22 protein-coding genes and 1 tRNA gene are annotated in these 21,147 nt (G+C 49.3%); 7 read left to right on the forward strand and 16 right to left on the reverse strand.

Features of this window, described 5'->3' with window-relative positions; all coding sequences use genetic code 11:
- Nucleotides 1–71 precede the first annotated feature (71 nt).
- The 3 genes from B9Y77_RS10185 to B9Y77_RS10195 form a co-directional block, all read right to left on the reverse strand.
- Nucleotides 72–542: a GatB/YqeY domain-containing protein gene (locus B9Y77_RS10185; protein ID WP_073424949.1), complete on the reverse strand. Its 471-nt coding sequence runs from the start codon at nucleotides 540–542 to the stop codon at nucleotides 72–74.
- Nucleotides 543–667: 125 nt separating this feature from the next.
- The gene (gene rpsU / locus B9Y77_RS10190) at nucleotides 668–877 is read right to left on the reverse strand and encodes a 30S ribosomal protein S21 (protein ID WP_014546541.1); all 210 of its coding nucleotides are present in this window, start codon (nucleotides 875–877) and stop codon (nucleotides 668–670) included.
- Between the two features lie 107 nt (nucleotides 878–984).
- Nucleotides 985–2,919 carry a SpoIIE family protein phosphatase gene (locus tag B9Y77_RS10195; protein ID WP_085491538.1) on the reverse strand — a complete coding sequence of 645 codons (1,935 nt, stop codon included), beginning with the start codon at nucleotides 2,917–2,919 and terminating at the stop codon, nucleotides 985–987.
- Between the two features lie 338 nt (nucleotides 2,920–3,257).
- Here B9Y77_RS10195 and B9Y77_RS10205 point away from each other — a divergent pair, with 338 nt between their 5' ends.
- On the forward strand, nucleotides 3,258–3,800 hold the full coding sequence (locus B9Y77_RS10205) for an SPOR domain-containing protein (protein ID WP_085491540.1): 543 nt from the start codon (nucleotides 3,258–3,260) through the stop codon (nucleotides 3,798–3,800).
- Nucleotides 3,801–3,877: 77 nt separating this feature from the next.
- Here the strand turns inward: B9Y77_RS10205 and B9Y77_RS10210 are convergent, their stop codons facing one another.
- The gene (locus B9Y77_RS10210) at nucleotides 3,878–4,723 is read right to left on the reverse strand and encodes a hypothetical protein (RefSeq protein ID WP_085491541.1); all 846 of its coding nucleotides are present in this window, start codon (nucleotides 4,721–4,723) and stop codon (nucleotides 3,878–3,880) included.
- A 188-nt stretch (nucleotides 4,724–4,911) separates the two neighbouring features.
- Between B9Y77_RS10210 and rimO the strand changes: the two genes are divergently transcribed.
- Nucleotides 4,912–6,225, forward strand: a complete 1,314-nt coding sequence (rimO, locus tag B9Y77_RS10215; protein WP_254899999.1) for a 30S ribosomal protein S12 methylthiotransferase RimO — start codon at nucleotides 4,912–4,914, stop codon at nucleotides 6,223–6,225.
- Nucleotides 6,226–6,319: 94 nt separating this feature from the next.
- Nucleotides 6,320–6,391, forward strand: a tRNA-Arg gene (locus B9Y77_RS10220).
- Nucleotides 6,392–6,460: 69 nt separating this feature from the next.
- On the opposite strand, the gene B9Y77_RS10225 is transcribed toward B9Y77_RS10220, so the two are convergent.
- The 6 genes from B9Y77_RS10225 to B9Y77_RS10250 all read right to left on the reverse strand — a co-directional run bounded on the left by B9Y77_RS10225 (nucleotide 6,461) and on the right by B9Y77_RS10250 (nucleotide 11,699).
- The gene (locus B9Y77_RS10225; RefSeq protein WP_085491543.1) at nucleotides 6,461–7,444 is read right to left on the reverse strand and encodes a hypothetical protein; all 984 of its coding nucleotides are present in this window, start codon (nucleotides 7,442–7,444) and stop codon (nucleotides 6,461–6,463) included.
- Between the two features lie 123 nt (nucleotides 7,445–7,567).
- Entirely contained in the window at nucleotides 7,568–8,464 is an 897-nt protein-coding gene (locus tag B9Y77_RS10230) for a DUF3108 domain-containing protein (RefSeq protein ID WP_254900000.1), read from the reverse strand.
- Nucleotides 8,465–8,577: 113 nt separating this feature from the next.
- A complete protein-coding gene (gene purE / locus B9Y77_RS10235) occupies nucleotides 8,578–9,057 on the reverse strand; it encodes a 5-(carboxyamino)imidazole ribonucleotide mutase (protein ID WP_085491545.1) in 480 nt (159 codons plus the stop codon).
- Nucleotides 9,058–9,071: 14 nt separating this feature from the next.
- Complete coding sequence (gene purD, locus B9Y77_RS10240) at nucleotides 9,072–10,364, reverse strand: phosphoribosylamine--glycine ligase (protein ID WP_085491546.1); 1,293 nt, start codon at nucleotides 10,362–10,364, stop codon at nucleotides 9,072–9,074.
- A gap of 72 nt (nucleotides 10,365–10,436) precedes the next feature.
- A complete protein-coding gene (locus B9Y77_RS10245) occupies nucleotides 10,437–11,249 on the reverse strand; it encodes an SDR family NAD(P)-dependent oxidoreductase (protein WP_073424940.1) in 813 nt (270 codons plus the stop codon).
- Nucleotides 11,250–11,699: a GNAT family N-acetyltransferase gene (locus B9Y77_RS10250; RefSeq protein ID WP_085491547.1), complete on the reverse strand. Its 450-nt coding sequence runs from the start codon at nucleotides 11,697–11,699 to the stop codon at nucleotides 11,250–11,252.
- Between the two features lie 60 nt (nucleotides 11,700–11,759).
- Here B9Y77_RS10250 and B9Y77_RS10255 point away from each other — a divergent pair, with 60 nt between their 5' ends.
- On the forward strand, nucleotides 11,760–12,164 hold the full coding sequence (locus tag B9Y77_RS10255; RefSeq protein WP_176221743.1) for a GNAT family N-acetyltransferase: 405 nt from the start codon (nucleotides 11,760–11,762) through the stop codon (nucleotides 12,162–12,164).
- A 3-nt stretch (nucleotides 12,165–12,167) separates the two neighbouring features.
- On the opposite strand, the gene B9Y77_RS10260 is transcribed toward B9Y77_RS10255, so the two are convergent.
- Both B9Y77_RS10260 and B9Y77_RS10265 read right to left on the reverse strand, forming a co-directional pair.
- A complete protein-coding gene (locus B9Y77_RS10260) occupies nucleotides 12,168–12,647 on the reverse strand; it encodes a methyltransferase family protein (RefSeq protein WP_085491549.1) in 480 nt (159 codons plus the stop codon).
- A 20-nt stretch (nucleotides 12,648–12,667) separates the two neighbouring features.
- Entirely contained in the window at nucleotides 12,668–12,871 is a 204-nt protein-coding gene (locus B9Y77_RS10265; RefSeq protein ID WP_085491864.1) for a flavodoxin family protein, read from the reverse strand.
- A gap of 212 nt (nucleotides 12,872–13,083) precedes the next feature.
- Here B9Y77_RS10265 and B9Y77_RS10270 point away from each other — a divergent pair, with 212 nt between their 5' ends.
- The gene (locus B9Y77_RS10270) at nucleotides 13,084–13,329 is read left to right on the forward strand and encodes a TIGR03905 family TSCPD domain-containing protein (RefSeq protein ID WP_073425029.1); all 246 of its coding nucleotides are present in this window, start codon (nucleotides 13,084–13,086) and stop codon (nucleotides 13,327–13,329) included.
- A 14-nt stretch (nucleotides 13,330–13,343) separates the two neighbouring features.
- On the opposite strand, the gene B9Y77_RS10275 is transcribed toward B9Y77_RS10270, so the two are convergent.
- Nucleotides 13,344–15,998, reverse strand: a complete 2,655-nt coding sequence (locus tag B9Y77_RS10275; protein WP_254900001.1) for a TIGR02171 family lipoprotein — start codon at nucleotides 15,996–15,998, stop codon at nucleotides 13,344–13,346.
- 122 nt (nucleotides 15,999–16,120) lie between these two features.
- Complete coding sequence (locus B9Y77_RS10280) at nucleotides 16,121–16,654, reverse strand: flavodoxin family protein (RefSeq protein ID WP_085491551.1); 534 nt, start codon at nucleotides 16,652–16,654, stop codon at nucleotides 16,121–16,123.
- Between the two features lie 183 nt (nucleotides 16,655–16,837).
- On the opposite strand from B9Y77_RS10280, the gene B9Y77_RS10285 reads away from it, so the two are divergent.
- Nucleotides 16,838–17,083: a TIGR03905 family TSCPD domain-containing protein gene (locus B9Y77_RS10285; RefSeq protein ID WP_085491865.1), complete on the forward strand. Its 246-nt coding sequence runs from the start codon at nucleotides 16,838–16,840 to the stop codon at nucleotides 17,081–17,083.
- Between the two features lie 74 nt (nucleotides 17,084–17,157).
- Nucleotides 17,158–17,523 carry a cupin domain-containing protein gene (locus tag B9Y77_RS10290; RefSeq protein WP_014546523.1) on the forward strand — a complete coding sequence of 122 codons (366 nt, stop codon included), beginning with the start codon at nucleotides 17,158–17,160 and terminating at the stop codon, nucleotides 17,521–17,523.
- A 27-nt stretch (nucleotides 17,524–17,550) separates the two neighbouring features.
- Here B9Y77_RS10290 and rseP read toward each other — a convergent pair whose 3' ends face one another.
- Together rseP and B9Y77_RS10300 are read right to left on the reverse strand one after the other, a co-directional pair.
- A complete protein-coding gene (gene rseP / locus B9Y77_RS10295) occupies nucleotides 17,551–18,903 on the reverse strand; it encodes an RIP metalloprotease RseP (RefSeq protein WP_254900027.1) in 1,353 nt (450 codons plus the stop codon).
- 103 nt (nucleotides 18,904–19,006) lie between these two features.
- Nucleotides 19,007–21,001: a glycoside hydrolase family 9 protein gene (locus tag B9Y77_RS10300; protein WP_085491553.1), complete on the reverse strand. Its 1,995-nt coding sequence runs from the start codon at nucleotides 20,999–21,001 to the stop codon at nucleotides 19,007–19,009.
- Nucleotides 21,002–21,147: the final 146 nt, after the last annotated feature.

Consider the following 21,147-nt stretch of genomic DNA (forward strand, 5'->3'; position numbering starts at 1 on the left):
TTTTTAAGCCGTATAAAAAGGAGATGCCCGCTCGGAGGCGGGCATGACAAAGCGTGGCTGGAAGCGTAGCGTTACTTCAACGCTTCTTGAACGAGGGCGGATGCGCGCTTGGCGTCAAAACGACCCTTGACCTTCGGGGAAAGTTCCTTCATGATCTTTCCCATGTCCTTCGGAGAAGAGGCGCCCGTTGCAGCCTTGATTTCGGCGATGAGAGCCTTGACTTCGTCTTCAGTCATTTCAGCCGGCATGTACTTGCGGTAAATGGCGATGACAGCTTCTTCCGCCGGGATCTTGTCCAGGAAACCGCCCTTCTTGAGGATTTCGATGGATTCCTGTTTCTGCTTCACGCTCTTGGCGAGAACGTCGATGCACATGGCATCGGTAATGCTTTCGGTAATCTGTGCCGGAGTGGCACCAGACTTCATAGCTTCGTTCTTGATGTCAGAATGGAGCGTACGAAGAGTTCCGAGAGTTTCGGCATCGTGAGCCTTCATGGCAGTCTTGATGTCGTCGAGAATCTGGGTAAGCAAAGCACAACTCATATTGACCTCGAGCGATTATAACGCTTCGCTCCAAGCGATGAAGATTTGTTATAAAACACCTAATGAGTCATCAGCGCAAGCTGACAACTCATTAAAGCTTAACAAAGTCCGATTAAGGAATCGAATTAGTAGAGACGCTTGCGGTTCTGGTCAGCAATCTCTTTGAGACGCTTGCGACGAGCAGCCGTTTCAATACGCTTCTTTTCTTCGGAGGGCTTTTCGAAACGCTGACGTTTCTTGACGTCGGAAATGATACCATTCTTTTCGCAAGACTTGGTGAAACGCTTGAGAGCGCGTTCGAAAGGTTCGTTGGACTTAACAATAACGCCGATCACGATAATCCTTTGGTTAAAATTTCATTTTTTTGATAGCCAAATATACCTAAATATTTGGTTTCTGTCAAGGGTAACATTTTGTAAGCACATTCCCGAGTGCTTTCCGGTTAAATACCATTACCCCCTTTATATTCCATTGCAAGCATGGTAATGTCGTCAAACTGCGACGCTTTCCTTGTAAACGCATCAATTTGGCGTTTGACAAAGCGGCACATTTCCTTGGTGCCTTTTCCACCGCCATGCGTAAGTGCATCGAGCAACCTATCGTTGCCGAACAGCTCATTATGCTCGTTGGTCGCTTCCGTCACTCCATCCGTGTAGAGGAACAACGTATCGCCCGGAGCTAGTTCGAGCGTCTGCATCTTGTAGTGAGAGTTCTCCATTGCCGCCATGACGACTCCAGCCTTGCTCTTCGCAAATTCAGCAGAGCCATCCTTGTGGCGGATGACCGGCGGGTTATGCCCAGCCGAAGCAAACTCCACATGTCCGGTCTTCAAATCGACAATGCCCATCCAGACCGTCACGAACATGTTCGCGCGATTGCGCTTGGCAAGCTCATAGTTTGCCCTTTCAAAGGTCTCAACAACAGACTTCAAGTTCTGCGCCATCGTTCGCAGTACAATGCGCGAAACCATCATGAACAACGCGGCAGGAACGCCCTTGCCCGAGACGTCACCCACGACCACGCATAGACGTCCGTCGTCCAATTTGAAGAAATCGTAGAAATCACCGCCGACTTCCTTCGCCGGCAAAAGGAACGGAGTCAGCTCGTGGTACGGATCCTCAGAGCCTTCTTCCTTTTCATCCATCGACAGGAACCCAATCTGGATATCCTTTGCAAAGTCTAGTTCGCTTTCGATGCGGTCCAGGTCCTTCTGCTTTTCCATGTGCTCTTTGAGCGAGGTGCGCATGTTCAAGAACGCCCAACCGAACTGGGCAATCTCGTCGCGCCCAGAGAGGTGCGGAATTGCCACATCAAAGTCGCCCTGTCCCATCTTGTTCGCCGCCACGGCAAGTTCCTTAAGCGGACGGGACACCCTAGTCGAAATCACGAATATTAGGAGCAGCATCACGACATAGCCGGCAACACTCATCCATGCAAACATTTTTTCTAGAGAGCGCTGGCTTTCCATGAACTCGTGCGCAGGCCACACAATCATGAACGTCCAACCATTCGACTCCATCGCCTTGAAATAAATAACCGCTTCCTTCCCTTCAGCAGTAGTCCCCATAAAGAGGCCCTTCTTCATGCTCTGTACAGTCTTTTCGAATTCCGTAACCGTCTGCGAACCCATTTCTACAGACAGATCCGACAAGTTTTCCTTGAAAACAATCTCGTTCTTGGGGTGCGCGATAATGGTATTGTTCGCGGACAGCACAACGACGTAGCCTGAGTTCGACACAGGAATCGAAGCCACCGTTTCCTTGAGAAATGCAATCGACATATCGACGCAAAGAACGCCAGCAAAAACAGTATTCCCATAGGCATCCTTTTGGTAAATAGGGGCGGTGTAAATCGCAATCGGTTCCTTGATAAAGTCTCCGACGAACGGTTCCTGCCAAAGGCCCTTCTGCAAGTTCTTGGTGCTCTTGTACCAAGTTTTTTCGAAGTAGTCCTTGCCCTTCATGAGCTTGATTTCGTTACCCGAATACTGGGCAAGGCGCATGACCTCCTGATGCCATTTAGCCTTGGGAGCCATTCCCGGCTCGTAAGCGACAACCACGGCAAGCACCTGCGGAAGCGTCTGGCGGGCATCAAAGACTGCCTGGGTCAAGAAATCGTCGAGATCCTTACCCGACAACATTTCCTTACCGAGCACTTCGGCATATTCATCGCCGAGCTTTTTACCTTTTTCGAAAAGATTTTCAATGATGGCGACATTCGCAAGACTAATCTCTTCGCCTTTTTCCGTGAGCACCGTCGAAAGCTCGCTTTGCACCTTAAAACTGAGAACCCCAAACAGCGTCGCGAACACGATGCTGAAACCGACTAGGGTCATCATGGACTGTTTGAATGCCAGTCCGTGCATATTGAAGCCCATAAGGAAAACCTTTTCTTTTTGCTATAACAAAAATTGTTTTTTATTACATGCAAAAATATATGTAACTTAACGAAACTTGTGTAGGAGCTCAAATAAATTTTTGTCGAATAAAGACACCACCAAAGCAAGCAAAATCGACAAGTCCAAAACCATTAAACATTTGAGCACCAAATCATAAGTAAAAACTTGCTTTTTTCGCGTAATTTTATGTAAAATTTCATTAATTTTCGTCAAAACAAATCTTCGTAACTTGCGAAGTATCAAAGACTTATGTATATTCTTTGTAAGAATATTCCAAACAGCCAAAGCCATTAAAATTTTCAAATCGGAGTACACCAATGAAGCTGCAATCGGTATCGTTTATCGGGGCAATAACCCTTTCATGCGCCTTACTTTCCGCCTGCGGTAGCAAGGAAGAAAAAACTACTCCTCAAGCCGAAGTAAAACCAGCCGTCGAAGAAACAGCTCCCGTACAGGAAGCCGCACCGGAACCGGCCCAGGAAGAACCGGCACTCGTTCCGATCCAATCTCTTAGCGAAGAAAAGGCTGTTCCAGCAGAAAAAGCTTCACCGGTCTCTAGCGTTGAACAGGAATCCTCCGGTCCGTTCGTCATCCAGGTAAGCATCCAGGCTTCCAAGAGAGCCGCCAACAGCGTCGTGAGCAAGCTCTCTGACCAGGGCATCAAGGCATACGTCGCCGAAGTCGAAAATCCGGGTGAACTCGAAGGCACGTTCTACCGTGTACGTGTCGGATACTTCTCCACGATTGCAAACGCTCAGCAGTTTGGCAAGGAAGTCCTCGCACCGCAGGGTTATGCCGGCTGGGTGGACAACCGCAAGAACGACCGCATTGGCCAGCCTGGCGCAAGCGAAGACATGTAATTTTACAAAAGCAACGAACTGTTAAAGGCCCCGCAACTTGCGGAGCCTTTTTAACATTATTCTTTTTTTCGGTTTACCTAGATGTACATGTCAATTTCGCCGTTTTTCAATCGACGTTCCTGATCCTTACACCAGGCATTATAATACTCGATATAGCCACTCAAGCCAAAATAATCTTCGTCTTTAACTCGCTTGGTAATGATAACCGCATTGCTACTGCATTCCACGTTATACAAGCTGTTTGTGGAATATGCAGCTTCTTCCTTTTCTTCTTCGCATTCTTCGGCAGCAACAACCGGATCTGCAAACGTAATCGTGCGCACGCCTATAGGATCTTCATTGGGATAGAATGTCGTCGTCTCTTCAAAGCCCTCGCCTTTATAAGACTGAACGATAGTAACAGAATTGTCCGTATGGGTTACCTTGCACATAAATTCTGAGCTCGTAGTGCTTGTAGACGTAGAAGTGGCACTACTTTGATACCTTCTCAGGAAATTATCGCAATTTTCCCTGAAATCGGCCTCATAATCATCCAAATCACCTTCATCGACCTCATCGACATAAATTGTATTGCCTGAACAACGGACTTTCATCGAGCCGTCCTTCCATTCAGAGGCATCATCTTGCATGCGGGCGCATTCCGACGCAGCATCAACATCATTAAAATACACGTATTCAGACTTGATGCTCGAATAACGCGAATCGTACTTTGTGGCAGTCGAAGTATAGGATCCCGTACCAGGCATGACCTGTACAACTGTCACCGAATTGCCGGTTGTAGACACTGTGCAACTCGCCTGTCCCTGAGCACCCTGAGTTCCCTGTGTTCCTTGATATCCGTTTGAAGAAGTCGGGCTGCTGCTATCGTCACCGCAAGCAGCAAGCGCAAGCGTAATTGCAGATGCAAGAATAAGCTTTTTCATAAAAAATCCTCATTTTAAAATCCTAAGATTAATGTAGTAAAGTTTTTAATAAATTTAACAAACTATCTCATTTAAAGTACAAATAAAGGATATAGCCCAAAACTATTGATTCAAAGAAGTTCAAAAATCCATCCTCTTATTGATTTTGAGGGATTTTAAGGGCTTGCCCCAAATTCTATATTTGGGATATGCCTACAAAAAAGCCAAAAGTCTTTGTCGTGCATCTCGGATGCGCTAAAAATCAGGTCGATGCAGAAAATCTCGTCGGCGAAATGCTCCATGCAGGTTTTGCGACCTGTGATACCGCCGGGAAGGCGGACTACATCCTCGTGAACACGTGCGGGTTCATCGAAGCCGCCAAGGAAGAATCCATCAATGCGATCCTTGCGCAAGCTAAGGCAAAGAAGGCAAAGCAGAAACTGATTGTTTCGGGCTGCCTGAGTGGCCGCTATGGCGAAGAGCTGATGAAGGAACTGCCCGAGGTGGACTACTGGGTCGGCACGTACAAGCCGGGCGAACTTCTGAAGAAGATGGGCATAGTCGCTCCGCAGAGCTGTGACGCCGAGAACCTCCCCCGCATGAACTTGGGAGGATTTAGCCACCACGCTTATCTGAAAATTGCGGAAGGCTGCAACCGCCGCTGCGCCTACTGCGCCATCCCGCTGATTCGCGGCAAGCAGGATTCCCGTTCCATCGATGATATCGTAGCAGAAGCGAAGGACCTCGAAGCCCAGGGCGTCAAGGAAATTACTTTGATTGCACAAGACACGACTTACTTTGGACGTGAAAAGGGCAAAAAAGGCGGCACGCTTGTTGAACTTTTGCGTGCACTGCTTGACAACACGAGCATCCCGTGGATCCGCATGCTTTATTGGTACCCGATGTTCGTAGACGATGAACTTCTGGACTTGATGGCTAAGGAACCGCGCCTCGTGAAGTACGTGGACATGCCTATCCAGCATGCAAGCGACAAAATGCTCAAGAACATGAAGCGCAACTACCGCAAAAAGGAACTTGTTGACCTTTTGCACAAGATTCGCGAACGCATCCCGGGCGTGACACTCCGCAGCACAGTGCTCGTCGGATTCCCCGGCGAAACGCACGAAGATTTTGAAGAGCTGATGGAACTTTTGCAGGACGTGCAATTCGACCATTTGGGCGGCTTTGTGTTCAGCCCCGAAGAAGGCACTCCGGTGATGGAAATGGACCTTCCCGCTGTGGACGAAAGCGACGCCCGCGCAAGGCTCGAAGCGGTCACGGACTATCAGGAAGAACTTGCCGCCGAATACGCCGAGAACATGATCGGAAAGACGGTTCGTATCATCATCGACCAGGTTGCTGAAGAAAGCGAATACCACTTCTATGGCCGCACGGAAGGCAACTCGATGGAAAACGACGATATCGTGAAGGTCATCGAAGGCGATGGCGACGTGGGAGAATTCCACAACGCACTCGTCGTAGATGCCGAGCCGCATGAACTTGTGGTGAAGATTATAGACTAGTCATTAGTCATTAGTCATTAGTCATTAGTTATTAGGTTAAAGTAAGGCGGCAAAGCCGCAACTTTACTATATTATACCCGCCTTAGAGGCTCACGCCCGTGTATCACAATGGATAGTGTCCTTCCCTCCGAAGGAAGGTATTCCGGTTCGATTCCGGACATGGGTATTAAAAGCAAACAAAAAGCCCGCCGTTCGATGAACTGGCGGGCTTTTTAGCATTTAAGCTAAGCGCAAATTACTTGGCGTTCTTGCGTTCCTTTTCACGCTGACGGCGACGCTTTTCGGTATCATCCGGGAAGAATTCCGGCAAAGCAAAACCAATCGTCACACCAAACACGATGCCAGTCTTATCCATGCCATCAGGCTTGTTCACGACGCGAGAGGCATAAGTATCTTCAACTTCGGTTCTGGAATCCTTGGTCTTCTTGAAGCTCGGGTTCTTTTCAGGAGACTTGCCCAAATCCGGAGCATAGTACATACCGAAAGCAAACTGCAAATAATACCATTCGTTCGAGAGGTAAGATATCAAGATATCGAACTGGTAACCCTTTACAGAAATCAAGCTACGGAGACCATTTTCATCCGGTTCCATATCGTGGTCGAAATAGACCGTACCATAAGAAGCGGACAAGCCCAAATGGATAGGAATCTTCGGGAAGAAGTAGTAGCTAATACCAATCTTATAGCCCGTACCACCTTCAAGTTCCATGTAGTCAAATTCGCTATCCTTGACTTTCGGCAAGAAACCAAAAGAAGCAAAGGCGGCAATATGCCAGCGGGTAATGTATTCAATGCCAGCGCCCAAGCCCATGCCCATGCCAGATTCACCCATGAACGGCATACGGGAACCAAGGCCCAATTCGAAAATAAGACGGTCTTTCAACCAGTCACGACGGCGTTCGGAGTTTGCATATTCATCCAGACGCTGTTCTTCTTCGAACTTTTTACGAGCGAGATAGTCTTGTCTCTGAGCGGCATTCATGCCAGCCATAGAGGCTTCGACATTTTCCTCTTCGTCATCATCAGCGACCTTTGTAGAAGAGGAACTTTCGGCAACAGACATAAATCCGTCATCAGATTCTGCCGGTGCAGCAGGGGCTTCAACAGTCTGTTCGGCCACCGGAGTAGCCTTTTTGGATTTAGCTTTACGTGCTTTTGCAGGGGCAGCCCAAGCAACCAAACTCGATAGACACAACAGCAACAACAATTTTTTGAGCATTAAAAACGCCTCGGATAAATAACCACGCTTGGAATATAACTTTTTATCCAAGATTTTTACAAAAACTTCATGTAAAAGTTGTTTTTTCGTTTGATTTTACAATTTCGTAAGATTCTAGTACGACTATTTGAGCTTAGTCAGCGTCGCTTTAATACTTCCGAGCTTAATTTCGCATTGCATGAGCACCGGAAGACGCCTTTCGTCATCGGTAAACCAGATAAAAATGCGACCGCTGGATTTGAAAATGCCATCGCCATCCAAAACAGGCTCAACCTTGACCGTATTGAACTCGCCAAGATCCGTTTTAATCTTTTCGCGCTTGTGGATGACAACTTTGAGTTCGTAGCGTTTTTCCCCACTCACAGCCGAAAAGCGAGAAGTCGAACCCTCTTTGAGAGGAAGGGTACGCACAAGGTAGAACGCCGACATAATGCTGTGTTCGAGCCCTTCGATGGTCACAGAAGTATCGGCCGAGCGCTTTACATAATGATTGACAGGGTCCTTAAAGACTGTATCGGAAAGGACCGCCTTTTTACCATCGCGATTGAAACGGATAAACGACTTGTTGTGGAATGTTCCCTCATGAAGGGACTTGCGGAAAACATCCGTCATGAGTCCCTTGTTGCGGACAAGCGTATAGACGGTATCGTGTACCGGGTAGAATTTATTGACCGTCTTGTTGGCTGTTGCAAAAGTCAGGAATTCGGTCTTGCCGTCTTTGCGAGGTTTGACCTCCAGCGTAGCATAGCCAGCCGTGATAAAGCCCCAGCTGAGTTCATATTCAAGGCGTTCGCCCTTCATCCACGGAGCTTTCACTTCCGGAAGGGTTTGCCACTTGGAGAGAGTTTTTTCAGGGGCACTAGCACTTGAGGATGACTGGACGCTTGGAGATGTCGATTCGAGAGTCGCCGCGCTTTTGGACTGCGCGGACGAGGACGAAGCCAGAGACTCCGCCGCCATAGACGAAATCGACAAAGTAAGCGCAAACAGCAAAACACTTTTCAAAGCACGATAAAACATAAGCCCCAATACTCTTTAAATGGATAAAATTTAAGATAAGGACAATATATAAAAGAACGCCCGCGGAAACCGCACAGGCGCTCTGTTTTTTATTCTAGATAGGAATAAATGGCTTAGCCTTCGATGTCACCGAGGCCCTTGCGGTAAGCGACGAGCTTTTCGCGCACGCTTGCGTCAGAGAGGGCGACGATGTGGACGGCGAGGAAACCGGCATTCTTGCCGTTGCCGATGCCGACCGTGGCCACCGGGATTCCCGGGGGCATTTGCACGATGGAGTGCAATGCATCGACGCCGTTGAGCGGGCCGCCGGCGCAGGGAAGACCGATCACCGGAAGAATCGTGTGCCCTGCGAGCACGCCCGGAAGGGCTGCAGCGAGGCCAGCAACACCGATGAGGACCTGAAGGCCTCGCCCGGCGGCTTCGCGAGCATACTTCGCGGTTGCATTCGGGGTGCGGTGTGCGGAGAGGATGTTGTATTCCCACGTGATGCCGAACTGGTCGAGCACCGCAGTGATCTTGTCTACAGTTTCCTGGTCGGACTTGCTACCCGCAACGATACCGACCTTTGCATTCGGAACTTCATTAATCTGCATTTTCAAATCCTTTTTTATTTGCCCATTTTCGCAAGACGGGCGAGTCCCTTCTTGCCGATATCCTTGCGGTAGAACTTGCCTTCGAACTGAACCTTTTCGGCGGCTTCGTAAGCGATGTTCAAGGCTTCCTGGAGCGTTGCACCGTGACCGACCACGCCGAACACGCGGCCACCGTTGGTGACCAGTTTGCCATCGACCATCTTGGTACCGGCATGGAGCACCTGGGCGCCGTTCTTTTCGGCATCTTCGATACCCGTGACGACCTTGCCCTTTTCGTAGGAGCCCGGATAACCGGCACTTGCAAGCACCACGATTGCGGAACTGCCCTTCGGAGCCTTCGGGGCACCGAGCTTCGCGAGTTCACCCTTTTCGGCAGCGTCGAACAACGCGAGCACATCGCCGTCGTAGAGCGGGAGCACAATCTGGCATTCGGGGTCGCCGAGGCGGCAGTTGTATTCCACGACCTTCGGGCCCTTCGCAGTCACCATGATGCCCACGTAGAGCACGCCCGTGTAGGGCTTGCCTTCGGCGGCCATGCCCTTAAGAGTCGGTTCGATAATCGTCTTCTTCACTTCGTCGAGGAGAGCGTCCGTTACCACCGGAGCCGGGCTGTAAGCGCCCATTCCGCCTGTGTTCGGGCCCTTGTCGTCGTCAAAGACGCGCTTGTGGTCCTGGGCAGAAGAGAGAATCACGTAGTCCTTGCCGTCGCAAACCACGAAGATGGAGGCTTCTTCGCCGTCCATGAATTCTTCAATCACGACCGTCTTGCCGGATTCGCCAAACACAGCCTTGTCGCCGAGCATTTCTTCGACAGCGTCGTTTGCTTCCTTGTCGGTCATGCAGACGATAGCGCCCTTGCCCGCAGCGAGACCCGACGCCTTCACCACGATCGGAGCCGGGTGTTCGGCAAGGAACTTCTTGGCGGAGGCGAGATCGGTGAAGGTCTCGAAGGCTGCCGTCGGCACGTTGTACTTCTTCATGATATCCTTGCTGAAGGCCTTGGAGCCTTCGAGCGCGGCAGCAGCCGCAGTCGGGCCGAAAGCGCGCAGCCCGCGACGGCGGAATTCATCCACCACGCCAGCGACCAGCGGAATTTCGGGGCCGATAATTGCGAGGTCAATATGCTCTGCTACGGCGAGGTCGGCAATAGCCTTCGGGTCGGCCACATCAACCGGCACGCACTTGCCGAGGTTAGCCATACCCGGGTTGCCCGGAGCGCACACGAGAGTGTCGCACATCGGCGACTTCTTGACAGCAAGAGCGATGGCATGTTCACGACCACCGCTACCAACGACGAGAATATTCATAAGCGAGTCCTTTTGCTTTTTTACGGAGGATAATTTAGCAAAATTATGCAGTTGGGATTTCTGGGGAAATGCCTAAAGAGCGTGTCCGCCGGAGACTTTTATGACTTGGCCCGTGAGCATTCTGGCCTGTTCGCTGGCGAGGAACAATATGGTTTCGGCAATGTCTTCGGGCTGAATCAGTTTTCCCATGGGGATTAACGGAACGACCGACTTTTCCAAATCCTCGTCGATCCAGCCCGTTTGCGTCGGGCCGGGAGCCACGCAGTTCACCGTGATTCCGTACTTTGCGACTTCAAGGGCTATACTACGGGTAAGTGCTTCCAATGTCGCCTTGCTCGCGCCGTAGGTGATTTGCCCTGCAAAAACTTGAGCCGCATCCGTCGAGATATTGACAATCCGACCGTAATCTTTGCGATGGTTCACAAATTCCCTTGTCATCAAGACGCTTCCGCGGACATTGACCGCAAAGGTGTCGTCAATTACCTTCTGGGTGATTTTCTCGATAGTATCAATGCCGTCCATATCGCCATCGGCAGCGTTGTTCACCAGGATATCGACACGTCCAAATCGTTCAATGGTTGCCGCATAGATCATCTTGACATCATCTTCATTGGAAATGTCGGCTTCCAGGACAACAAAATCAGCACCCATTTCTTTGAGTTTATTCTCTACGGTCTCGGCATTTCCTGCATTCGCCGCAAAATACCGGTCCGCCCCGTTTTTGTCAGTCTTGTTCTTGTCAAACGCTCTCGGAATTTTCTTATAGACCAAGACAAGCTTTGCGCCTTCGCGTGCAAAGGCAAACGCCGTCGTCGCGCCAATCCCCTGCGGATTGTTCATCCCCGTAATCAGGGCCACTCTATCTTTCAAGCCGTAATCGAGCATTTACTTCTTTTCCATGGAAATCCACGTGTGGCCATTTTCAAAGCGTTCCGTATTGAATGTGCGAAAACCTTCGCGTTCGTAGAACGAAACGATACGCTGGACTTCGCCACAGGTGAACAGCCATGCACGATCGTGAGGCATCCTCTTCTGGATCTCGCGAAACAGGATTTTGCCGAATCCCCGTCCTTGGCATTCCGGCAGCACCATCAGGCGGCCGATATACAGTGAGCCTTCTTCAACGCGTCCGCGAACGGAGCCGACAATTTTGCCCTCATCGGAGAGCATCTTTAGCGTCATGTATTTCGGAAAATCTTCGCAAGCCTGTTCCAAAGATTCCTTCAAGCCGGGGGCATCAAGCCAATTAACTTCTGCAGCAATAGCAAAAAACGCCCTATCATGCAGTTCCATGAGTTCGGGAATATCATTGGTTGTCGCGATTTCAATTTTCATTTGATTTTCAAGATAAAATTACATAGTCGCTCTGTCAACATGTTATATTTAAATGCAATTATGTCTATTACGTATCAAACAATTCATGATTTTTCGGAGCAAGATTTAAAGGATTTGTTTCTTTCGGTGGAATGGTCCTCGGGACATTTCCCTGACAAACTTGTTATCGCCATGAAGAATTTCAAGACGGTCGTTTCGGCTTGGGACGGCGACAAACTTGTCGGCATGATATGCGCGATGGATGATGGCATCATGAATGCGTATGTCCATTATTTGCTTGTGCGCCCAGAATACCAAGGGAAAGGCATCGGCAAAGCTCTCGTCGAAAAGGTCAAGGACGTGTACAAGGATTACTTGCGCATTGTCGTCGTGGCATACGACAAGGAAATGGACTTTTACGAATACTGCGGATTCAAGAAAGCAACCGACGCAAGCCCAATGTTCATCACGAGCTTGTGGACGTAATCTTTAGAACCTTCTCGAGTGTTTGCAATACTCTTCGTATTCTTCGCCGAAGTCACGGCGAAGACGTTTTTCTTCGCTTAGCACCTGCACCATCATGATGGCAAAGAAGGCGACGAATACAGCGCAAGATTGCCAAGTCCATAGCCATACAGCGGCACCCACGAGATAAATAAGAGTTCCAGTAAGCATCGGATTGCGATTGATTTTGTACGGGCCATCAACCATCAGGTGTTGCGTACGCGGGGCCACTTCGTGGCCGAAAGCATCCATCGGATTCCCTTTGCCACGACTGCGCATATAGACGATTGTCCAAACGCTCAGCACAAGGCCCACAAGCATCACGACAGGCGCCACAATGCAGCGCCAAGTATCAACCGGCCAAAGCGCGGGCATTCCGGACGCAAGCCACATGATTGTCGGGATGAGCATTACAAAAAGAATCCCGCCCAACAAGTAGCCGATAAAATCACGAAAGCGTTTCATTTTTCCCTCCTCAATTATTATTAAAGACTTTGTCCTAACTCAAAAGCTTTCTGAGAAGTTAAGGCAAAGCACGAATTGCAACCGATGCAAGGATTGATTTTATAATCGTGAACCGAAACGACTTCAACTTGATGCTTTTGCGAAGCTCCCTTCACGAACGATTCTACCAGCAAATCCGTATTGCCGCCCTTGCGTGGGCTACCCGAAAGAACAAGAATATTCATGTTTAAACCATTGCCATATAGTTTGTTGCTATAATCTATAAAAATAAACTCAAAATTGCTAAAGAGCCATGCCACGCGGTAAGACATTCTATATTTAATGTAAAAAAGCAAATCCTTTCAAGGAGATTCCGGTTCGAAGGCTGGAATGACAATGTAAAGGAGATGCCCGTTCAGTGGCGGGCATGACATACAAAACAAACAACGGGTTTACTATGGAAGAGACATTCAAGACAAAAGGCACATGCGCAACGACGATTCAGTTCACGCGTGACGGAGACATTATCCGCAACATCCGCTTTACGGGCGGATGCAACGGCAACCTCAAGGCGATTGCAAAACTTTGTGAAGGTATGAAGGCTGAAGACATTGCAGCCAAGCTGCTCGGGAACACCTGTGGCGGAAAGCCGACCTCTTGCGCCGACCAGCTCGCCCGTGCGGTACTCGGGAAAGAAGCGTAATAAAGAGACGACTCCTAATCGAGCGTCATTAAGAGCGAATCAACACGGTGCGTCATCTGTGTTGCACCAACAGGGCAAAGGTGCTGCTGATCATCTGCCATACTATCTGGATAATCATGATCACCCATCTTGTTTTCGTCCATCACAATAAAATGAGGGTATTTCTCATGCATGGCGGTCAAGACCTTCGTCAAAGAATCGGCTACACTTCGGCGCGTGCCATAACAGGCGAAACGACCTGTTTTCTTATAATTCGGACTCACAGGGAAAACTATCCCTATGACGTATATATCCCGCTTATCCGCCGTTTCAATGAGATTAACAAGAGTATCCATCGCCATTTTAATACCACGCGGAGTAAGCGAAGTCGAATCCCAGCCACAAACACTAGTTCCCCATCCATTGCAACTTCCTACCGACCAATAGCCCATGTTTTCCCTCAAGGCCACCCCATTCTGGTCGCTATACCCGTCTTCGGTCAGTTCAGCAAGCCCTTCTGGAATCCCTGACGCCCAGTATCCATGATTTTTGTCATAGATATAGCCCGGGAAACTCTTGTAGTTCGAATAGAAGAAATTATGGTCCGATTCCGGCCCATAGCGCCACAAATCATAATCCAGCGACAAAATAATATAGCGCAAATTCTTGACATGCGGGTAAACATAATGGTCTAGGTAGAACTTAGACTCATAAATACCGCTCGGCGTCTGCGCCAAATTCAGGACAAAGAATTTTTCATTAAACTGCTTAGGAACAATGCCATCTAGGGGCCTAGAAGATCCAAGCACAATGACATTCGCCTGGTCGTGGAAATTCCACAGGAGTTCCATATTGTTACGCATCAGGCCGTTGCCCACAGCCCCGTATTTGGAATTCAGGTACATTCCAGCGCTATCAGGATCTAGAACAAACAAAATTTCAGCCGACGTCGAAGATTCAACGGTTTTACTCGAAGAAGAACTTTCTTGCGTTACAATTTTCTTCTGCTTTACCCACAGGCAGGGGTGCCAGAGTTCAGAGCCTTCCGCAAGTTCCATAACCTTATTAGAGGCAACATCCACCAGTGCAATTTTCTGGTGTACACCGTTTGCATTGACAAGCGTAGCAACCGCGAAATTTTTTTCGGCCACCCATTCCGCATGATCAAACGTATAGCCCTTCGGCGACTCTATCGACTGCACCAGCTTCCCTGTACTGTCCGCAATCAGCAACATTTCATGTACGGAATATTTCTTACCCACAAACGCAGCACCCGTTTTTCCCGCAAAGTCAAGGAACATCGTTCTATCACGGCCATCCCTTGAAAGCGAAACATTACAGGCCTGCTCTCCATTATACCACAGCTCATTATTTTGCGATTTATCCGTAAACCGTGTTGCACGCAACAAGGACGCCCCTGTCACGGCAAAACCTTTTTCAAAGGAAAGACCGCCATGAAAACTTCCCTGGAGCACTTTTTTCGGCGTTCCAAATTTTCCATCTTTAAATGGAACATACCATGTACTATATTCGTTCCAAGTCGATTCAGACTTATTCGTTCCCGGATTTGTAACAAAAACAATCACGGTATCGCCATTATCCAAGATTCGCCATCGCGGAATTGCCGCCCCCTCAACATTCAACTTGACAAGCCCCGAGCCAGACTCGTCTAATTTGCGAACATACACCGACGACTCGCCCGCGACACCTTCAAGCCCCGTACAGAACGCAACATACTTGCCATCGGGAGAAACATCGGGATGGTACGAATCGATATCGTCCTGTATCTCCACAACGGAATTTGCCGCATTCGCGTAATTAATGTAGGCTATATTACCGGTTTCGTCATTTCGGAAAACAAGCTTAGCCTGATAGGTTCCGAACAAATTGCGAATATTTTCCGCCAAGGCTAACGGAGTAACAACCGACGTTACCGCACCAATCGGAGGATTGAACCAAACCGCATTTTCAATCTTTCCCAAAACCAGACGAAAGCCAACATATTCCGCCTTCGAAAGGGGCGTCACCGTATAGAAATCTCCGCGAGCATATAGTGGGACATTTTCCTTTACAAACGAGCTTCCCTTGAGGATTTTTTCGTCCATTCCGTTGGCATTCGCTGCGCCAACAAAGTTTTCAATAGTCGTATCGGCAAAAAAGCCCTTCCAGTCGTTCACCCATTCCTTGAGTTTTCCACTAATGTCGTCAGAACGAGTATTGGCGACAAACATCCATTCGGCCTCGGTCGGCAAGCGAAAGCCCCAAACATCATAATTCGTCTTCAAACCAACGAGATTTTCGCACGACTTATCTTCAGCAAATTGAGCTTTGCTATAGGTATAAACCGTATCCATCTTATATTTTTTGCTCAAAGCATTCGCGTACAGGACCGCATCATAAAATGTCACATTTGCTTGCGGATAATCAAAAGAATCCTTCTTGAAGGAACGATTCATCAGTTGGCCAAATTCGCCTTGAGTCACCTCGTGGACCCCGACACAGAAATCGTAGTCGAAATAAACCTTCATGGCAGGTTGTTCATCGGCTTTCGCTGTTTTCGACATTGTCCCAAGAACAGTTGTCTTTCCTTTTGAGTGAATATAAGCAAAGCCTTCTACAGGAACTTCTTCTTCGGAAGAGGCCTCTTTTTTTGAAATACCTTCGCTATCGCTGCATCCCCAAAGAAACATTACCAGAATTGGCAATGTTATTCTGCACAGCATTTTATGAATTGACGTAAATACAATCATACACCCCCCTCCCTAAATTAACATTTTTAGGAAGAGGCGTATATTCGTATTTTCCGAAACAATTAAAGATTTTGTCCTAACTCAAAAGCTTTCTGGAGCGCATCGCCGTTCTTGACATCGCCTTTGTCCTTTGCACCACGCACAAGCACCTGACCCATATCCTGCAGCTTGAAGAAATTGAGGCAAAGCCTGTACTGCGTGAGGATGCCATCGAACAGTTCCGGGAGCGAAGCTGCACCGACCAAGAGGAGCGCCATCTTGTGGATGTGAAAAGTATCGCGAATTGGATTGTGGAAACGGTCGATGACCGCTTTCAGCTGGGCGCTCAACCCATAGAAATACACCGGCGATGCAATCACGAGCATTTCGGCATTCGCCATTTTGTCGTAGACGATTTGCATATCATCTTTCTGGCAGCACTTGTGGTCTTCGCGTGCAAAGCACGAATTGCAACCAATGCAAGGATTGACTTTGTAATCGTGAACCGAAACGACCTCAACTTGGTGCTTTTGCGAAGCACCCTTCACGAACGATTCCACCAGCAAATCTGTATTGCCGCCCTTGCGCGGGCTCCCAGAAAGAACAAGAATATTCATACTTAAACCATTGCCATATAGTTTGTTGCTATAATCTATAAAAAATAACTAGCGATCGCTACGGTGCCACACTCATTGACAAGACATTCTATATTTAATGCAAATCAAGACTTCACTGGATCCTTCGCGTTGCTCAGGATGACGAGACGCGCAGACATTACAAATTACAACAACGAGTTTTCTATGGAAGAAACATTTAAGACAAAAGGTACATGCGCAACGACAATTCAGTTCACGCGTGACGGAGACACAATCCGCAACATCCGCTTTACGGGTGGATGCAATGGAAACCTCAAGGCAATTGCTAAACTTTGCGACGGCATGAAGGCAGAAGACATTGCAGCCAAGTTACTCGGAAACACCTGCGGCGGAAAGCCAACCTCTTGCGCAGACCAGCTCGCCCGTGCCGTTCTCGGGATGGAAGCCTAAAACCTGCAAAATACGCAAGAATAGCACAGCTTTGTGCCATCGGCGCACAATAAAGAACTATCTTTGCATATGAAATGGAACTGATTAAAAAGTACGACATAACGGTTTTGTGCAACCCTGGAGTGGAGTCTGCACAGTTGCTCACGCCCGAGAATAGCAGGTCAGAAAAGGTTTCGGTCACGAAAGTTTCTGTCATGCCGGGTGCAGAACAGCCGCGTCATAAGCATTATACGTCGGAACAAGTGTGGGTCGCGGTCCAGGGCCGTGGCGTTCTCTTGCTCGCCGACGATAAGGAAGTTCCGTTTGAAGCAGGCGATGTCGTGCGTTTTGCAGAAAAGGAAATCCACGGGCTACGCAATATGGGGCCCGAGATTTTCGAATACATTTGCATCAGCACACCACCGATGAATTTCGCGTACGCGTACATGCAGGCTAGATAAAAGAAAGGCGGCCGAAGCCGCCATTTTTTATTTCAAGAAGAGCGAGATTTTCCCGAAATCGAGAATCGTGATGAACACGAAGAAGCTGATGAAGAAAGCCGCCGCGACGTTCTGGATCACGGATTGCGTCTTGAGGCTCAGAGGCTTGCCGCGCACTTTTTCAATGCCGAGGAACAAGAGGAGACCGCCATCGGTAATGGCAAGCGGAAGCAAGTTCATCACGCCGAGGTTAATGCTGATAAGCGCAAGAAGCATGAGGAAATCCTGGAATCCGCTCATCCACACATTTCCCATCACGGCGACAATCGAAACCGGACCGGAGAATGCATCGACTTTCACCTGGCCTTGGAACAAGCGCTTGAAATAGCGGAAGATGCTCGTCGTCATTTTCCAGCTCGTAGCGCAAGTCTTTTCGAACGCTTCAATCGGGCCGCGGCGCACGAGATGCGTTTCACTAAACATCACATAGCCCATCTGGATGCCGACGATATAACGCTTGAATTCTTCGCTATAGGCAGGCGTCATCTTCACGTCAACTTTCTTGCCATCGCGCAAAAGCGTCACGTTGACTTCGGCACCTTTGGAACCATCAATCAAACGAACAACTTCTTCGTAGCGCGAAATATGTTCGCCATTGATTTCGAAAATAGTGTCGCCCTGCGCAATTCCAGCCATTTGCGCGGCTGAGCCTTCCTTCGGCGGCAGGCGGACAATCACGCGATTGCGCGGATAAATACCGATATCGCCGATGCCCATCTTGATGGGTTCAGAAGTCGAATCGGCCGCCGGAATCACGAGTTCTTGCGGAACGACCTTAATGGCAAGCGGTTCGCCCCCACGATGCACTTCAAGCATCACATCGGCACCAAGGCTCACGCCAATCTGTTCGCGGAAATCGTCCCAGCCTTGCGTTTCCTTGCCATTGATAGCGGTAATCGTATCGCCCGGCTGGATGCCTGCAATTTCGGCAGAAGAATTTTTCGCCACAAAACCGATAATAAGGTTCTTGTTATCCGGTTCCTGGACGCCGACCATGTAAAGGAAAATCAAAAGAATAAATGCAAATGCGATATTCACAAATGGACCCGCAAACGCAATCGCTGCGCGAGCGCCAACAGACTTTCCCAGAAAATCATCTTGCGAAGGACCTTTACCTTCTTCAATGCTATCTGGATTTTCACCCGCCATGGCAACATAGCCGCCAAAGGGAATCGCCGAAATGCAGTATTCCGTCTCGCCTTTCTTGAATCGGAAAAGCTTTTTGCCAAAACCTACCGAGAACGTATTTACGCGGACCTTGTTCCACTTGGCGACAATAAAATGACCCAATTCGTGAATGGTCACGAGGAAGCTCAATGCCAAAAGCCCCAAAACAAACATCAACAAATTATTTAATATACTCGACATCATACGGTCAATTTAGAAAAAAACGGCGCCCCGAATGGAGCACCGTTTTGCATTCTATGAATATGAGAGAATCGATTTACTTGATGCGATGACCCTTGAGGTCAAAGCGCTTGCCGTTCTTTTCGATGAAGAGTTTCTGGTCATCGAAGCGGAGACGCGGCTGTGCCGAGCGCATCATTCTAGATTCGACCGGAGCGTGAATTGCAATCGTCCCCTGCGAACTGGAGGATTCCACGTTTGCAGAAGAGCTGGAGGAAACGCCCGGAACAGAAGAACTACTTGCAACTTCGGAGGAAGAACTCTGCGGAACACTCGAAGAAGAGCTTGCGGGAGCTTCGGAAGAGCTCGATGCAGGTACATCCTGTTTTGCAACGCCTGCGGCGGCAAATTCTGGTGCATAGCCCGCGTTGATGGCTTCAATAGCGCCAGCGAGATAAGCGAGCGGAGCGTTCCAGTTGATAGCGACTTCGTTCGTAGCATAGCTGCAACGCTGATCGGTGTAAGCGGTTGCCGCCTGGCCCTTGCGATAATCAGCGCACTTCCATTCTGCGGCAGAACCAACGTCTTCGCCGCCAGGCTGCGGGCCACCCACGAGCATACCCGGGATCGGTTCTTCTACGTTATCCGAAGTACTCGGACGGTGGTGCGGCATTTTCGGAGACTTCGTACCGTAACCCGTTACGAAAGACATGTCGAGCGGGTTCTTGCCGAGCAAGTAATCAAGAACCTTGACGGCAGCCTTGTAATACTTCTGTTCACCCGTGAGGTAGTAGGCATGCAAGAGCCAAACACCCTGATTGGAGGCAACCGCATTGGAACCCCATACAAAGTCATCCTTTGCCATCACGACGCCAAAGCCTTTTTCGGCGCGGTTAGCAAAGTTGTCTGCAGTACCCAAAATCTTTTGCTTGGCTTCGTTTGCATCGCCACCAAATTGCGCCTGATGTGTAGCCTTTTCGTACGTGGCAAGGCCCATGACATCGCCCCAGTAAGAGACGTATTCCGATGAGCCGGACTGCTTGTAAGAAGCATCACCCGTCGTGATGAAGAGTTCTGTCCCGGCAAGAACCTTTTCGTCGTTCGGATTGTCGTTTTCGTAGGCACCCGTCGAGACATCCGACGGATTAGCGAGATAGTTGCGGCTCGGGTTCTGCTGGCCCCAAGCGTAAGCTTTTTTAGCGGCTTCGAGGCACTTGGAAGCGTAAGTCGCGTCGAACGGCTTGTAAATGCGGGAAGCCATTGCCATCACGGCAGCAAAGTCAAACGTACCCGCCGTGCTCTTGCCGATAGCATAGAGCTTGGAATTGTCCTGCGCCGGCATCACATCGCCCGGGAAACCGAGAGAGGTAAGCTTGTGGTAGACGCCGCCATCGGACGCCTGCATGGTGAGCATCCAGTCAAGATTGTACTTGATTTCGGCAAGCAAATCCGGGAGGGAGCCTTCGGCCGGGATGTTCCACTTGAGCGTCTTGAAATACTGCGGGAAGTGTTCGTAAAGAGAGAGGAGCGTGTAGGTCGTGATGCCCGAGTTCACAATGTAACGGCCGTAGTCGCCAGCATCGTACCAGCCCTTGGTCGAATTGATTGTACCCGAAGCACCCGTAGAATTGTGAAGTTCGGCAGTCGGATTCGTGTGGCCGGCTGCGCGGGCCCACTTGCCTGCATACTGGCTTTCGAGAGCCATGGAAGCGCGCTGGTAGTAGAACCACTTGATGGAAGCCTTGACGATTTCTTCGTACGTCTGGGATTTCACGACGAGATCAGAACGGAGCACGTTGCCGTTTACCTTGATGCTGTACTTGCCCGCTTCGGCAAGCTTGGAGAAATCGACGAGCTGGACATTCTGACCGCTCGCATCCCAGTAAGATGCGGCCTTAGGCGTCACGGAGAGAACGACCTCACCGGCGGCATTTACGAAATCCACGCTGCCGTTAGCATCGACAAGAGCGAGTTCCTTGAAGTCGCCCGGACGATAGCCAATCTGGTTGATGTAGGCAGTCGCTGCGAAAGCTGGGGCTGCGACGAGCGCGGCAAGCGCTACGGACTTTAACGCATGATTATTCACAAACATCCTCGTAAAAAAGTGCAAGTTTTAGCCCATATAATATAGAGCCGTTCAAGCATCTTTTCCACCCGTCCGAACATCATTTTAAAGAAAAGTGTTGCAAGTGTTTTGTAAAAAAACACATGAAAAACGGCGTCCCGGGAGAGGCGCCG

The organism is Fibrobacter sp. UWB13 (assembly GCF_900177805.1).
GTDB lineage: Bacteria > Fibrobacterota > Fibrobacteria > Fibrobacterales > Fibrobacteraceae > Fibrobacter.

Bases quoted from the DNA above. Each gene is read 5' to 3' on its own strand.
- B9Y77_RS10230 (WP_254900000.1), bottom strand. From the start codon at position 8,464: ATGTTTTATCGTGCTTTGAAAAGTGTTTTGCTGTTTGCGCTTACTTTG.
- B9Y77_RS10225 (WP_085491543.1), bottom strand. From the start codon at position 7,444: ATGCTCAAAAAATTGTTGTTGCTGTTGTGTCTATCGAGTTTGGTTGCT.
- B9Y77_RS10265 (WP_085491864.1), bottom strand. From the start codon at position 12,871: ATGAATATTCTTGTTCTTTCGGGTAGCCCACGCAAGGGCGGCAATACG.
- B9Y77_RS10195 (WP_085491538.1), bottom strand. From the start codon at position 2,919: ATGGGCTTCAATATGCACGGACTGGCATTCAAACAGTCCATGATGACC.
- B9Y77_RS10290 (WP_014546523.1), top strand. From the start codon at position 17,158: ATGGAACTGATTAAAAAGTACGACATAACGGTTTTGTGCAACCCTGGA.
- rimO (WP_254899999.1), top strand. From the start codon at position 4,912: ATGCCTACAAAAAAGCCAAAAGTCTTTGTCGTGCATCTCGGATGCGCT.
- purE (WP_085491545.1), bottom strand. From the start codon at position 9,057: ATGCAGATTAATGAAGTTCCGAATGCAAAGGTCGGTATCGTTGCGGGT.
- B9Y77_RS10260 (WP_085491549.1), bottom strand. From the start codon at position 12,647: ATGAAACGCTTTCGTGATTTTATCGGCTACTTGTTGGGCGGGATTCTT.
- B9Y77_RS10285 (WP_085491865.1), top strand. From the start codon at position 16,838: ATGGAAGAAACATTTAAGACAAAAGGTACATGCGCAACGACAATTCAG.
- B9Y77_RS10300 (WP_085491553.1), bottom strand. From the start codon at position 21,001: ATGTTTGTGAATAATCATGCGTTAAAGTCCGTAGCGCTTGCCGCGCTC.
- B9Y77_RS10280 (WP_085491551.1), bottom strand. From the start codon at position 16,654: ATGAATATTCTTGTTCTTTCTGGGAGCCCGCGCAAGGGCGGCAATACA.
- B9Y77_RS10270 (WP_073425029.1), top strand. From the start codon at position 13,084: ATGGAAGAGACATTCAAGACAAAAGGCACATGCGCAACGACGATTCAG.
- B9Y77_RS10245 (WP_073424940.1), bottom strand. From the start codon at position 11,249: ATGCTCGATTACGGCTTGAAAGATAGAGTGGCCCTGATTACGGGGATG.
- rseP (WP_254900027.1), bottom strand. From the start codon at position 18,903: ATGTTTGTTTTGGGGCTTTTGGCATTGAGCTTCCTCGTGACCATTCAC.
- purD (WP_085491546.1), bottom strand. From the start codon at position 10,364: ATGAATATTCTCGTCGTTGGTAGCGGTGGTCGTGAACATGCCATCGCT.
- B9Y77_RS10250 (WP_085491547.1), bottom strand. From the start codon at position 11,699: ATGAAAATTGAAATCGCGACAACCAATGATATTCCCGAACTCATGGAA.
- B9Y77_RS10205 (WP_085491540.1), top strand. From the start codon at position 3,258: ATGAAGCTGCAATCGGTATCGTTTATCGGGGCAATAACCCTTTCATGC.
- B9Y77_RS10210 (WP_085491541.1), bottom strand. From the start codon at position 4,723: ATGAAAAAGCTTATTCTTGCATCTGCAATTACGCTTGCGCTTGCTGCT.
- B9Y77_RS10255 (WP_176221743.1), top strand. From the start codon at position 11,760: ATGTCTATTACGTATCAAACAATTCATGATTTTTCGGAGCAAGATTTA.
- B9Y77_RS10275 (WP_254900001.1), bottom strand. From the start codon at position 15,998: ATGTTTCTTTGGGGATGCAGCGATAGCGAAGGTATTTCAAAAAAAGAG.
- B9Y77_RS10185 (WP_073424949.1), bottom strand. From the start codon at position 542: ATGAGTTGTGCTTTGCTTACCCAGATTCTCGACGACATCAAGACTGCC.